Consider the following 12901-nt stretch of genomic DNA (forward strand, 5'->3'; position numbering starts at 1 on the left):
TTCATGCCTCCGCCTGGATTTTCGAGATCGTCCGCTTCAGTACCTGGACGACCTGTTCGAGCTCGCGCATATCATCCCTGTTCAGCGCCCGCAGGGGCGGCCTGGGGGGGCCGGCCTTGAAGCCGGCCATCTCGCAGCCATACTTGATGCACTGAATGAACTTGCCGCCTTGTTCAAGCACGCGCATCAGCGGCATCATGGCCGACATAATGCGTCGGCCCTTGGCAAAGTCACCATCGATTGCGCAAGCCTTGTAAAGCGCGATGTGTTCTTTCGGCAAAAAGTTAGAGCCGCCGCAGACCCAGCTGCGCGCGCCCCATGCGAAGAATTCAAGCGCCTGGTCGTCCATCCCGCACGACATCTGAATATGCGGATAGTCTCGCGCCAGAAGATGGACGCGGTTGATGTCGCCGGAACTTTCCTTGATGGCGCAGAAATTCCGGCTTCGCCCCACCCTGTCGAGAAACTCTTCGCCCATGTTGATGCCCATGCGGCCGGGATAGTTGTAGAGCATGATCGGAAGGTCGGCCGCGCGGTCGATGGCAAGCGCATTCAAGGCATTCTCGCGTTCCGTTGGGACCGAATAGGGAGGCGAGCCGATCAGGATGGCAGAGGCGCCGATGCTCGCTGCGGTGTCGGCCATCGTGATCGAATCGGGTAAGCGGATCGCGCCGGTGCCGATGATCAGTTCTACCCGATCTCCGATGACCTCCTTGGTAAGCTTGGCCATCTCGATCCGTTCATCCATGGTCTGGGCGTAGTATTCGCCTGTCGATCCGCCATTGATGATGCCTTGGACACCAGATTCGATCAGATGCTCGACCATCATGACAAAACTATCCCGATCAATCGAACCGTCGTCGTGATGCGGAGTGATGACAGGTGTGTAAATACCCTCGAACTTCATAATTCCCTCACTTTCACTCGGCGACGGGTGCGCGACCCAAAGGAATCTGGATGCTGGGCACGCGGACAAAACTCTCGATTTCTGTTCGAGACAATTCCCAGTGCGCAATCGCTAGGGCGGCGGAGCCGTCAGAATCGGCAGCCTCGATCAACTCGATGAATTCATCGTGCTGGTCGGCGGCTATGGCGCGCTGCGCTGCCAGTGCCGGATTGCGCGGATTGTAGAAGGTCATGCCAATGCGGGTGTGGTCGATCAGCAGCCGCCGCAGGCTTGGTATCAGAAAATCATTGTCAGCCATCTCGCCAATAACCGCATGGAAGCGTTCGTTCATAAGGGCTCTACCTGCGGTGTCTCCATCGCGGATGGCGGCACGAAAGAGCAACTGGATATCCTTCAGTCGCATCACTTGTGCCGGCTTGGCATTCTCCGCAGCCAGCCGCGAAACAGCCGAATAGATCATCGGTGCGGCAACGAAGAAGTTGCGCAACGTCTTGTGCGTCATCGGGGCAACTTGAGCTCCGCGATTTTCGTGCAAGACGAGATAACCTTCTCCGGCCAGCTGGCGCAGCACTTCGCGAAGCGGCGGACGCGAGATTGAATAGGCATCGGCCAGTTGCGTCTCGTCGACGTAAAGACCGGGTTCCAGGTCTTGGGTCAAAATTCGCCGCCGGAGCGCATCCAGGCAGATCGCTTTCCTACTCCGATTGTCCTCTTCCATAGCCCCCGCTCCCGATCGCCTCGACGCGAACCTTAGTGAAGGTTCTTTGTAGCGGTATAAAATACATATTGTCTACAGCTTCGTTTTGTGTTTTTTAGCGCAGGTAAGATCGCCAAGACGGGCGACTGGGAACTGGGGCCGATCATCCTGCTGCGATTCCAACTGGCGAGCGTTTGCCACGTTGTGATCATGAAATTGCAGCATTCTAACGCTCTATACAAGCAATCTGAAGTGCGCCAAAATATATATGAGAGCATGCTTATCGAATTGCTACATTCACATCACTACAGAGGAGAATAAAGTGAAGAATATACTTCCTTTAACGGTCGTCATCGCTGCAACATGTTTTGCTGGGTCAGCTTATGCAGATTGTGGCGATGTTTCATTGGGTGAGTTTAGCTGGCAGTCCAGCCAGGCCATGACGAATGTCGATCAGGCGATCTTGCAGACAGGCTATGGCTGCAACGCGACCGTCGTGGCCGGTGATACCGTCCCGACCATCACCGCTATGATTGAAAAGGGCCAACCGGATATAGCCTCTGAGGCGACACCGAGTCTGCTTGGAGCAGTCTACACGGATGGGGAGAAGGAAGGCCGGATCAGCCAGGTTGGCACGGCAATCAGCGACGGTCAGGTTTCGGGTTGGTACATTCCGGAATACTTCGCCAAGGCGCATGCGGACATTAAGACAGTCGAGGATGCCATGAAGCATCCAGAACTGTTTCCCTCAAGCGAGGACTCGTCGAAGGGCGCTGTCATCCAGGGCCCGCAAGGCTGGGGCGACACCGTTGTCACCGCTCAGCTCTTCAAGGCTCTGAATAACCCCAACTTCGTCATGGTGCCGACCGGATCGGCCGCTGCTCTCGATGGTGCCATTTCGAAGGCATATGAGCAGAAGCAGGGCTTTATCACCCAATACTGGGCGCCTACCTCCCTTCTCGTCAAATACCCAATGGTGCGCCTCGAGATGGCACACGATGAAGCTGAATGGGCACGCTGCACCTCCAAGCAGGACTGCCCAGACCCGAAGCCGAACTATTGGAAGCAGGCCGAGATGGTCACGTTGGCAAGCAAGTCGTTTTCGGATCGCGCCGATGCGGCTGTCAAAGACTACTTGGCCAAGCGCAGCTGGAACCAGGCAGAAGTTAGCAAGGTGATGGCTTGGATGACCGATAACCAGGCAAACGGTGCCGATGGTGCCAAGTGGTTCCTGAAGAACATGCCGGAAGTTTGGGAGAAGTGGGTTCCCGCCGAGGTCGCAGCGAAGGTCAAGGCCGCTCTCTAAAACCTGAGACTACCGGAAGGCCCCGGCGACTCCGGGGCCTCCCGGATCGCAGGCCGTCGTCCAATGGACCAAAATGCCCTTTGCCCGTGCGATGGACAAGGCGGAATTTAAATTCGCCGCCGCCGATCCGGCATGCACGGTTTCGGCGCAAGGTGGCGCAGAAGGGGGAATAGATATGGATTGGCTGTTCAAGTTCCCTCAGGTAAGTCCCGAGGCTCTTCTCGCTATCAAGCGCGGCATTGACGGTTCTCTCAAAGCGCTGACTCGCCTGTATGGCCAGTCTATCGAGAACTCTTTCTATCCACTGCAGCGTATGCTGACTTTCTTTGAGAACGTCATGACAGGTGCGCCGTGGCCGCTCATCATTCTGGTGCTCGCCGGCATCGCTTGGTTTGCGTCCCATAACAGGAGCGTGGTCGCGGGAGTGGTCGGCACGCTGATCGCTATCGGTCTCCTGGGCCTCTGGCACGATGCTATGCTGACGATCTCGCTTGTTTTCGCCGCGACGATCTTCTCCATCGGTATCGGCATTCCCCTGGGCATCATGATGAACCGCTTGGAGCGTTTCGGCGGTGTCCTTAAGACACTCCTCGACGTCATGCAGACCATGCCGCCCTTCGTTTACCTCATTCCCGTTGTCATGCTGCTCGGCATCGGCCGCGTGCCCGGTTTCATTGCCGTCGTTATCTATGCCATCCCGCCGATCATCCGCCTCACCGACCTTGGCATCCGGCTTGTCGATAAGGAAGTGCTCGAGGCGGCCGACGCCTATGGCTGCTCACGCTCCCAGAAGCTTTGGAAGGTTCAGTTTCCACTCGCGATGCCCACGATCATGGCCGGTATCAACCAGACCATCATGATGGCGCTGGGTATGGTGGTCATCGCCTCTATGATCGGCGTGCAAGGCCTTGGACTCAACGTGCTTCAGGCCATCGCCAACCAGTATTTCACACAGGGAATATTCAATGGCTTCGCTATTGTCGGCATCGCCATCATTTTCGACAGGATCAGCCAGGCATATGGTCAGCGGCTGCAGAAGCACCGAGGCGGCGCGGCATGAGCAGCAACGAAACTTCGATCGAGATTCGTGATCTCTATAAGATATTCGGGCCTTCGCCTCGGCAGTACGTCGATTCGATTAAGAACGGTCTGACGAAGACCGAACTGAGCAAAGTCCATGGGCATATTCTGGGCCTGAACAATATCAATATCTCGATGCCGGGAGGTAAGATCCAGGTTGTCATGGGCCTTTCGGGGTCCGGGAAGTCGACTCTGATCCGCCACGTCAACCGGTTGATCGAACCAACCTCCGGTTCCATACTTGTTAACGGGCGCAACGTCCTGGACATGCCGGAAACGGAGCTGCGTGAGTTTCGGCGCAACCATACTGCCATGGTTTTCCAGCGGTTTGGCCTGCTGCCGCACCGCAGCGTCATCGACAACGTGACGTTCGGGCTGGAAGTGCGCGGGATGGAAAAGGCCAAAAGCCGCGAGATCGGCATGCGCTGGATCGAACGGGTCGGTCTCAATGGGTTTGAAGCGCGCTATCCCAATGAGTTGTCGGGCGGTATGCAGCAGCGGGTCGGACTCGCTCGCGCCCTGAGCAACGACGCCTCCATTCTGCTGATGGATGAAGCCTACTCGGCTCTTGATCCGCTGATCCGAACCGACATGCAGAAGATGTTGCTGGAACTGCAAAAGGAATTGAAAAAGACCGTGGTGTTCATAACTCACGACCTCGACGAGGCACTTCGGCTTGGCGATTCGATCGCGATTCTACGTGACGGGGAGATCATCCAACAAGGTGACAGCCAGCGTATTCTAATCCACCCCGCCGACGACTACATCAAGCGTTTCATCAAGGATGTGAACCGCGCGCGTTACCTGAAGGTTGACGCGGTGATGGAGGCGCTCGGACAATCCGACACCGGTTCAATGCCAAAGTTGAAGTCCGGTACCACGCTCGAGGTCGCCGCCGGAGAACTGACGAGTTCATCCTTCGATACGGCTATCATCATTGATGACCGTGATCGCCCTATCGGAGCGGTTTCCCTACGCCTGATCACGGCGGCCATCTCATCGGAAGGCGAGGCGGAGGTGAAATGATCGGGATCCGCCATCCGATTGTCGGGGGCAATACGTCAAACAATAAGCTCGGGAAGCTATCCGACCACGCCTTTACCGGCAGGGAGACAAGAGCTTCAGCCGGCACAAAGCAGCACACTCGGCAAGCCAGGATCGAGCAGCCTGACTACAATCTTGTGCGTCAAAAGTCCCTCGAACCAGGCTTGGCACGATCGCAGACGCCCCAACGTTTTTTGTTCGCTTTGGTTGATGACTTCACGCATTTCGCGTTTTCATGCGCGAGCGAGCCGCTTCGTCTCGCCAATCTTGTGAGCGGAAAGCAACTCTACACATGGTCGCTTGCCTCGGCGGACGGAGCATCAGCTAGAAGCTCCAACGGTTTCGAGACCAAGGTGCATCACAGGTTCGATAGGCTTCCGGCATGTGACATGCTGTTCGTGCTCTCTGGAATAGACATGCAGCACAAAGATATCCGCCTGCTGGTCTCGGCAGTAAGACGGGAGCGCGCCCGCGGCGTGCAAATCGGGGCCTTGTGCTCGGGTGCACACATCCTGGCCCGGGCCGGCCTTCTGGACGGTGCGCGCGCCGCAATCCATTGGGAGTACCATGACAGTTTCCGCCAGGAATTTCCCCAAGTAGACTTGGTCCGCAGCGTATTCGTCGCGGACGAAAGGTGCATCACCGCGTCAGGCGGCACTGCTGCCACAGATTTGATGCTTCACCTGATTGAGAGGAAGCATGGTCGAGATCTCTCGATCGCCGTGGCCGAGCAGATGGTTTACAGCGGCGTTCGCACCGCCAACTCTGTACAGGGCTTCTCGCTACAGGCGCGCAGCGGCATCCGAAGCAGGCATTTAATCGAGGCAATTCAGATCATGCGCGAGCGAATCGAGGAACCGCCGTCTGCCGCTGAGATCGCCCGCCGCATCGGAATCACGCCTAGGCAAGTGCAGCGTCTCTTCGAGAGGTACCTCCAAACGACACCCAAGAAGTATTTCTTGGAAATCCGGCTCGAGCGCGCGCGACATTTGATCCTGCAGACGGAAACCGCTGTTACGGAAGTTGCCTTCGCTTGCGGGTTTGCGAGCCACGGTCATTTTTCCAGGCTGTACAAAGCCACCTATGGGGAATCGCCGTTTGCGCACAGGCAGGGAGGGCGGCTTGTCCGTCGTCAGGAATGGCCGACAACGCGCAGCCGGGAAGTATCTGAAGAGTCCAGTCGGCACGGCCTCCAAAGGCAGTTTTCCGGTATCTGATCAGCTTGCTCCACAGCAACCAAACTTGGCGTGGCTCGCTAGAAGATTCCGACGCTCGACATCTGTAGGCCAGAGAGGGAGATTTGCACGTGAGCATCGAAGCGCGCATAGGCATCATTGGCGGCAATGGCTGGCTCGGGAGCGCCATAGCGCAAGCAGCTGTTTCAAGCGGGTCGATTGATCCGACCCGCTTGACGTTATCTGGACGATCAGATCGCCGCGTGGACATTCCGGGTGCAAAGTGGACCCATGACAACAAAAATTTGGTCGAACGTTCAGACGTAGTAGTTCTTTCGGTCCGCCCAGATCAATTTCCAGGAGTGCTCATTGATGCCCGCGGCAAGCTGGTGGTGTCCGTAATGGCCGGTATTTCGGCGCAGACGATTGCTGACGGCACGAATACGCACGAGATCGTCCGGTCCATTCCCAATGCTGCCGCCGCGATCCGCCGGTCCTTTACCCCGTGGTTTGCAACGGCTTCGGTCTCGGCTGAAAACAAGCGCGTGGTCCACCAGCTGTTTGAGGCTTGCGGGGAGTCCGCCGAGGTACCGCTTGAATTCCACGTCGACTATTGTGCGGGTATGACAGGCACCGGTGCGGCTTTTCCAGCTCTGCTTGCCGAAGCGCTCGTAGCACATGCCGTCAGCCAAGGGCTTCCGCCCGATTTTGCCAAACGCGCCGCCAAGGGTTTGGTGGCCGGTGCCAGCCAGCTGTTTGCTAGCGGCGATGTCGACCCGGCAGACATCGTCAAAGAAATGATCGACTATCGCGGCCTCACCGCCGCGGCGTTGCAAGCCATGCTGGATGGAGGGTTCAACCATGTCGTGGCAAGCGGACTGGAGGCCGCCGCCGCTAAGGCTGCGACAATCATTCGTAATTGAAGCACGAGGAGAAATCAGGATTTGGAAAGCCGATCGACATTGCTGGAAACGTTTGTGGCGGCCCTCGATGAGGCGTTTGCAGTTGCCCCCATGGAGGCGGAAGCGGAAGCCTCAGTCGCCCGAATTTTTGAAGCACTTCGCGTAGCGGGCACAAGCGGCACCGTACAAGGCACGCGAATCCCGGTTTGCCGGCATCTTGGAAATGCCTATTCCTTTGGGCGGTCAGGATCAGCGCAGCTCGCTCGCGTCACGGATGCATTTGCTGCGTTAGAGCCAAATCTGAAATGGGCTGTGCGGCCAGCAAGTGGGCCTTTTGCCAGCGAGAACTGGTCGACTGGTCACGCAAACTCGATGATCATCGGGCAAGGAGGTCTCGAGCAACGCAAGGACGTCGCCGTCGGCGCTTCGCTGCTCGCCCCCGATGTTCGATACCCTGATCACAATCACGGGCCCGAAGAAGTGTACCTCATCTTGTCACCAGGCCGTTTCCAGCACGGCAATTCGGGTTGGTTCGAGCCGGGTGTCGGTGGGACACTCTACAACGAACCGAACATCCGGCACGCTATGGCCTCAGACAACGCTCCATTGCTGGCTTTCTGGTGCCTATGGGTCGGCAGCCAGCCCCCTGCTGACCTTGGCAGACCGGTTAAGTCGTCGGAATAGAGATACTTATCGCGTGACCAAGAGATTTGCATTTTTGCTGGTTCGGGATTTCACGCTTTCGCCCCTCTCGCTGTTCATCGACACACTGCGCCTGGCAGGCGATGAAGGGGACAGGAGCCGTCGGGTCGAATTCGACTGGCAGATCATCGGCGATCATGGCCTGCCGATCAGGGCGAGTTGCGGCGTCGAATTGCTCCCTGGCAAAACCTCGGGCAGACCCGAGGATTTCGACAACATTGTCGTGGTCGGGGGCCTTCTCGACAAAAGCCGCGGACTAAGCTCCGATGGTGAGCAGTTTCTTCTTCGCGCTGCCGAGAAGAAAATACCGTTGACCGCGCTCTGCACGGGAAGTTTCGTCCTTGCCCGATATGGCTTGCTGGATGGATACAAAGCAACCGTAAGCTGGTTCCATATCACAAATTTTCGGACGTCATTTCCCCAAGTCAACGCAAACGCCGACAGTCTTTATTCGGTCGATCGTGATCGCGCGACCTGCGCTGGAGGTACGGGCGCGGCCGATCTGGCAGGTTTCTTCGTTTCCCAATTGATCGGCCAGAAGGCCGCGGAGAAGGCGGCCAAGATCCTCGTCCTTGACCGTATCCGCAGCACCCGCGATGTCCAACCACTTGGCGATCTATTTCCAAATGCATCGAGCCGGGTGGTAAGACGAGCTTTGCTGTTGATGGAGAGCAATCTGGAAGAGAAAATGTCTGTCACAGACATAGCCGGTCGGGTCGGTTGCTCCCGGCGGCAATTGGAAAGGCTCTTTGCGGCTGAACTCGAGCTGAGCCCGATGGCGTCCTACCTGGCCCTGAGGGTGCACTGCTCTAAATCCTTGCTTGAAAATAGCGATCTGCAGATTGGCGAAATCGCGTCCAAGTGTGGCTTCACGAACGCCGGACATTTCAGTCGCGTTTTCCGCCAGCACACCGGCGTTAGGCCGACCACGATCAGGAGCGGCTGATTTGTTGCCTGCTTTGACAGAGGCCGTGAGTAACCGTGACGGGCCAAGCACAAGACCGCCCGTGCGGCTGGCTTAGGGCACCTCGTGAGGCGCCTGGAGAACGGCGGCGTGACTGTCTCGGTCGTGCCGACAAGCGGGATACCCATAGTCAATCCGCCATCAAGGGTTCGATCGTCGCCTGTCATGGGGTTGGTCGTCGAAGAGCAGGAGGGTGATGCTTCGGCCGCCAAACTCACCGACATCGAAACCAGACCTGGAGACAGCGGCTCAACTGATCAATGCAGCGTCGAAAGGACACCTCGTGAGCTTCTCGTACCCGTCCTCGGTTATCAGGACCTGCTCTTCGAGTTTTACGCCTTCACGGCCCCCGACGGCACCAATGTAAGCCTCTACGCACAATGTCATGCCTGGCTCGAGGATGTAGTCGAACGCTCCCGGAATGAAATCTTGAGGGTAATAGATCGCAGGATATTCGTCACACAGCCCGATACCATGCATCATGACCCCGTATCGTTGATCTACGAATTCTTCAGGTAGTTTGTGGCCGCGCTGGGTGAGCTCAGTGAAGGCGATGCCTGGCCGCAAAAGTTCCATGTTGGTCGTTATGTGCTCAAGAGCTATGGCGTGAAGTCTGCGTTGTTCATCGCTGGGGCGCCCATCACCGCAAAACCAGGTTCGCGAAAAGTCTGCGCACATACCATATGGTCCCACCATATCGGTATCGAAGGCAACCAGATCTCCTGCCGCTATCCTTCGGGGTCCTGCTTCCTGCATCCAGGGATTTGTCCTCGGGCCAGAAGTGAGTATTCGTGTCTCGATCCATTCGCCTCCGCGCGCGATGTTTTCTGCATGGAGAACTGACCACAATTCGGTTTCTGCAATACCTGGTCGCAAAAGCTGGCGCATTTTCGCAACCGCGATTTCGCACGTTGCCAGGGAGCAGCGCATGGCATTGATCTCGTCGATACCCTTTACAGCCCTTGCATGCTCCATGAGTTGCATACCGTTGCAGATCTCGATGCCGGCGGCGTCCAGTGCGCGCAAGCCGGGGATCTCGATCTTATCGACTGCAAGGCGGCGGTTCTTGCCCCCATGCGTTCGCAACAACTCATCAATTTGCCCTGCAAAACTTTTGGCAACGGCTTCCTCCTGATCGCCAGCCGCGAAATAGTAGAAGCCCGCACCGTCCATGCGAATCTCGTTCACCAATAGCAGATGCTCCGAAAGGTGCCCGCAGTGATGGAGGTCCCAAAGAACAACGTAGCCATCTGCTGAAACAAAAACGGCCCGTGACGGATTGTGCGTGATCCAAAGATGCATGTTCGAGGAGTCAGTTGCATATCGGATGTTCAATGGATCGAAGCATAGCACGCCGGCGTAGTCCCGCTTGCGTAGCTGGCTCACGATCCGTTGGAGGCGCGTGCTTCTCATCCGATCGAGGGTGGGAGCCGAGAGACCCAATGCAGCCCACTCGGCAAACGCGATGTCCGTCGGTCCTATTTCGACACGATCATTGTCGTCGATGCTCCCATCAGGCCTTCGCGCGATCTCTCCCCTAGTGGGATCGATTTTATGACTGATGATCGAAAACGAGGACATGTTGGCGAAGTCTCTTGGGTTCGGCAAAGAATGCCTGTGCCTCTGTTCTGCGGGTATCGGCAGTATGGGTACTCAGTTGCGGACGTTGTGCTTGCGCTTCATGAAATCCTTGGCCGTCTCGACCGCTACCGCCGCGTCGCGGCAATAGGCATCGGCGCCGACGGCCTTGCCGAATTCCTCGTTGAGCGGCGCGCCGCCAACCAGGACGACATAGTCGTCGCGAATGCCCTTTTCCTTCATCGTGTCGATGACGACCTTCATGTAGGGCATGGTCGTGGTCAGCAGCGCCGACATGCCGATGATGTCGGGCTGGTGCTCTTCAATCGCTGCCATGTATTTCTCGACCGCATTGTTGATGCCGAGGTCGATGACGTCGAAGCCGGCGCCCTCCATCATCATGCCGACGAGGTTCTTGCCGATGTCGTGGATGTCGCCCTTGACGGTGCCGATCACCATCTTGCCCTGCTTGGGCGCGCCGGTGGCGGCGAGCAGCGGCCGCAGGATGAACATGCCGGCTTTCATCGCGTTGGCGGAGAGCAGCACTTCGGGAACGAACAGGATGCCGTCGCGAAAATCCTCGCCGACGATGCGCATGCCTTCGACCAGCGCCTCGGTCAGCACCTTGTAGGGCACCCAGCCGCGCTCGAGCAGGATGTTGGTGCCTTCCTCGATCTCTTCCTTCAACCCGTCATAGAGGTCGTCGTGCATCTGCTGCACCAACTCGTCGTCGGAAAGCTCGGAAAGGATGATCTCGTCGTCGGCCATGTCGGGTCGCCTCACGCATAGTTCAAAGGAGGTCGGCACCCCATGCTCGATGGCGCACCGACCAGGCTTCCGGTTGGAGCCTTGGGAGTCTGCTAGGCTGCCAGCCAGACTTTCTGCAAATCCATCTGGAAAGTCTGATGGATTGCATAATTCTGAACTTTTTTGTTCATGTGACCAAAGAGGCTTTGCCAGAACGGCTGGATGATGACCCCAGAATCCTGCAGCACGTCTTCGATGTCCTGCATCAGTTCCTTCCGCTTGGCGGCGTCGCTGACCGAGAACGCCTTTTTGAGCTTGGCATCGAAGTCGGCGTTTGCGTACGCAGTCTCATTCCACGCCTCGCCAGTGCGATAAGCCAGCGCCAGGACCTGCACCCCGAGCGGTCGCATGTACCAAACGGTCAGCGAATAGGGATACTTCGCCCAGTCGTTCCAGAAAGTCGAACCCGGAAGCACCGTGCGCTTGACCTTGATGCCGGCCTCTCGAAGCTGCGCCGCAATGGCGTCACCGGTGTTTTTCTGCCAGTCTTCGTCGATCGAAATTAGTTCATGCTCGAAGTCGGCATGTCCGGATTCAGCAATGAGTTTCTTCGCGCCCTCGACGTCCCGGCTCTTCTTGGGCAAGGCATAATATTCCGGATGGATCGGCGCGACGTGATGGTTTTCGCCGACCGTTCCCCGTCCTGCATAGCCGAGTTGAAGGATGGTGTTGTTGTCGACCGCCATCTGCAGCGCATTACGGACCTTCTTGTCGTCGTAGGGTTTGTTGGCCGTGTTGGTGCGGCACACCAGCGTCGTTGCGGTGGCGACCTCCGATTTGACCACGTCCATCTTGTCCAGAATGTCGATGAAGTCAGCCGGTGTCTCCATATTCACATCGATCTCACCGGAGTCGAAGGCTGCCACCGTTGCCTGGAAGTCGGTGCCATAATCGATGAATTGCACTCCATCCAGCAGAGCTTCGCCGCCCCACCATTTGCCATTCTCCCGCCGCTTGACTTCAGCCTTGCTGCCGACCGCGTAGGATACCAGTTCGAAGGCGCCCGTTCCGATCGGCTTTGCGACCGGGTCGGCGCCGCCGGCATCGAAACTGCGATGGACGATCAGTCCAGGGTAGTCGGTGAAATTCGCGATGATGGCGATGTCCGGGTCGCTCAGCTTGAGCTTGACGGTATGGTCATCGACCTTGACGATCGCTCCATCTCTCGCCTTGCCGGTCTTGGTATCGATCAGTCCCCCGACGCGCGCGGCCATCGAATTGCCGGAGACGCCCTTCTCGCACCAGCGGGTGATGTTGAGGACTACGTCATCGGCGTCGAAAGCGTCGCCATTGTTCCAGGTCACGCCCTTCCGGACATGGAAGACATATTCGGTGGCATCCTCATTGACCTCCCAGCTTTCCAGCAGGACAGGTTCAAATGTGAATTCATGTGTGTAGCGAACCAGCGGTTCGAGCCAGCAGCGAGAAATGTTGGCAAGTTCAACCCAGTCATAGGTACGTGGGTCTTTCTGCGCCTTGACCGGCATGGACACGCGCAGAGTCCCGCCCTTCTTCGGCTCGGCCGCGCGTGCGGGCTGCGGCAATGCCACGCCGATCAAGCCGTAGGCCATCGCAGCCGAGGCGCCGAACGTGCTTGCAAGCGCGAGAAACTCGCGCCGGTCCATTTGTCCGGCTTTGACGTCGCTCGCCATCTTTTCGATGGCAGCCGGAACGTGATTCCCATTGCTTCTGAACAGTCCCATTTTCTTCTCCCTTGCTAGTGTTTCCCGGATATTGAT

At 57.4% G+C, this 12901-nt stretch carries 12 protein-coding genes; 7 read left to right on the plus strand and 5 right to left on the minus strand.

All coding sequences use genetic code 11. From position 1 onward, the window contains the following. Nucleotide 1: 1 nt before the first annotated feature. Together NKI15_RS01445 and NKI15_RS01450 are read right to left on the minus strand one after the other, a co-directional pair. On the minus strand, nucleotides 2-907 hold the full coding sequence (locus NKI15_RS01445) for a dihydrodipicolinate synthase family protein (RefSeq protein ID WP_352514394.1): 906 nt from the start codon (nucleotides 905-907) through the stop codon (nucleotides 2-4). Nucleotides 908-920: 13 nt separating this feature from the next. Beyond that, on the minus strand, nucleotides 921-1625 hold the full coding sequence (locus NKI15_RS01450; RefSeq protein ID WP_352514395.1) for a GntR family transcriptional regulator: 705 nt from the start codon (nucleotides 1623-1625) through the stop codon (nucleotides 921-923). Nucleotides 1626-1926: 301 nt separating this feature from the next. Between NKI15_RS01450 and NKI15_RS01455 the strand changes: the two genes are divergently transcribed. The 7 genes from NKI15_RS01455 to NKI15_RS01485 all read left to right on the plus strand — a co-directional run bounded on the left by NKI15_RS01455 (nucleotide 1927) and on the right by NKI15_RS01485 (nucleotide 8759). Continuing rightward, nucleotides 1927-2910 carry a glycine betaine ABC transporter substrate-binding protein gene (locus NKI15_RS01455; RefSeq protein ID WP_352537369.1) on the plus strand — a complete coding sequence of 328 codons (984 nt, stop codon included), beginning with the start codon at nucleotides 1927-1929 and terminating at the stop codon, nucleotides 2908-2910. Nucleotides 2911-3085: 175 nt separating this feature from the next. After that, a complete protein-coding gene (locus NKI15_RS01460; RefSeq protein ID WP_352514453.1) occupies nucleotides 3086-3970 on the plus strand; it encodes an ABC transporter permease in 885 nt (294 codons plus the stop codon). After that, nucleotides 3967-5016, plus strand: a complete 1050-nt coding sequence (locus tag NKI15_RS01465; protein ID WP_352514397.1) for a quaternary amine ABC transporter ATP-binding protein — start codon at nucleotides 3967-3969, stop codon at nucleotides 5014-5016. Before NKI15_RS01460 ends, NKI15_RS01465 begins: the two co-directional genes overlap by 4 nt. Further along, nucleotides 5013-6251, plus strand: coding sequence for a GlxA family transcriptional regulator (locus NKI15_RS01470; RefSeq protein WP_352885635.1), 1239 nt, complete (start codon nucleotides 5013-5015; stop codon nucleotides 6249-6251). Before NKI15_RS01465 ends, NKI15_RS01470 begins: the two co-directional genes overlap by 4 nt. Before the next feature lie 89 nt (nucleotides 6252-6340). Further along, nucleotides 6341-7132, plus strand: coding sequence for a pyrroline-5-carboxylate reductase family protein (locus tag NKI15_RS01475; RefSeq protein WP_352514399.1), 792 nt, complete (start codon nucleotides 6341-6343; stop codon nucleotides 7130-7132). Nucleotides 7133-7153: 21 nt separating this feature from the next. Beyond that, nucleotides 7154-7795 (plus strand): dimethylsulfonioproprionate lyase family protein, encoded by a 642-nt coding sequence (locus NKI15_RS01480; protein WP_352885636.1) that lies wholly within the window; start codon nucleotides 7154-7156, stop codon nucleotides 7793-7795. A gap of 13 nt (nucleotides 7796-7808) precedes the next feature. Continuing rightward, nucleotides 7809-8759: a GlxA family transcriptional regulator gene (locus NKI15_RS01485; protein ID WP_352514401.1), complete on the plus strand. Its 951-nt coding sequence runs from the start codon at nucleotides 7809-7811 to the stop codon at nucleotides 8757-8759. 267 nt (nucleotides 8760-9026) lie between these two features. Here the strand turns inward: NKI15_RS01485 and dddP are convergent, their stop codons facing one another. The 3 genes from dddP to NKI15_RS01500 all read right to left on the minus strand — a co-directional run bounded on the left by dddP (nucleotide 9027) and on the right by NKI15_RS01500 (nucleotide 12865). Beyond that, nucleotides 9027-10358, minus strand: a complete 1332-nt coding sequence (gene dddP, locus NKI15_RS01490) for a dimethylsulfonioproprionate lyase DddP (RefSeq protein ID WP_352514402.1) — start codon at nucleotides 10356-10358, stop codon at nucleotides 9027-9029. A gap of 72 nt (nucleotides 10359-10430) precedes the next feature. Continuing rightward, nucleotides 10431-11123, minus strand: coding sequence for a cobalamin B12-binding domain-containing protein (locus NKI15_RS01495; protein WP_352514403.1), 693 nt, complete (start codon nucleotides 11121-11123; stop codon nucleotides 10431-10433). A gap of 92 nt (nucleotides 11124-11215) precedes the next feature. Further along, nucleotides 11216-12865 carry an ABC transporter substrate-binding protein gene (locus NKI15_RS01500; RefSeq protein ID WP_352514404.1) on the minus strand — a complete coding sequence of 550 codons (1650 nt, stop codon included), beginning with the start codon at nucleotides 12863-12865 and terminating at the stop codon, nucleotides 11216-11218. Nucleotides 12866-12901 lie beyond the last annotated feature (36 nt).

Source organism: Mesorhizobium sp. M0862 (assembly GCF_040319795.1).
GTDB lineage: Bacteria > Pseudomonadota > Alphaproteobacteria > Rhizobiales > Rhizobiaceae > Mesorhizobium.

What these genes read in the sequence shown, in the direction of transcription:
- NKI15_RS01450 (WP_352514395.1), bottom strand. Translation starts at nt 1,625, where the DNA reads ATGGAAGAGGACAATCGGAGTAGGAAAGCGATCTGCCTGGATGCGCTC.
- NKI15_RS01465 (WP_352514397.1), top strand. Translation starts at nt 3,967, where the DNA reads ATGAGCAGCAACGAAACTTCGATCGAGATTCGTGATCTCTATAAGATA.
- NKI15_RS01445 (WP_352514394.1), bottom strand. Translation starts at nt 907, where the DNA reads ATGAAGTTCGAGGGTATTTACACACCTGTCATCACTCCGCATCACGAC.
- NKI15_RS01495 (WP_352514403.1), bottom strand. Translation starts at nt 11,123, where the DNA reads ATGGCCGACGACGAGATCATCCTTTCCGAGCTTTCCGACGACGAGTTG.
- NKI15_RS01470 (WP_352885635.1), top strand. Translation starts at nt 5,013, where the DNA reads ATGATCGGGATCCGCCATCCGATTGTCGGGGGCAATACGTCAAACAAT.
- NKI15_RS01460 (WP_352514453.1), top strand. Translation starts at nt 3,086, where the DNA reads ATGGATTGGCTGTTCAAGTTCCCTCAGGTAAGTCCCGAGGCTCTTCTC.
- NKI15_RS01500 (WP_352514404.1), bottom strand. Translation starts at nt 12,865, where the DNA reads ATGGGACTGTTCAGAAGCAATGGGAATCACGTTCCGGCTGCCATCGAA.
- dddP (WP_352514402.1), bottom strand. Translation starts at nt 10,358, where the DNA reads ATGTCCTCGTTTTCGATCATCAGTCATAAAATCGATCCCACTAGGGGA.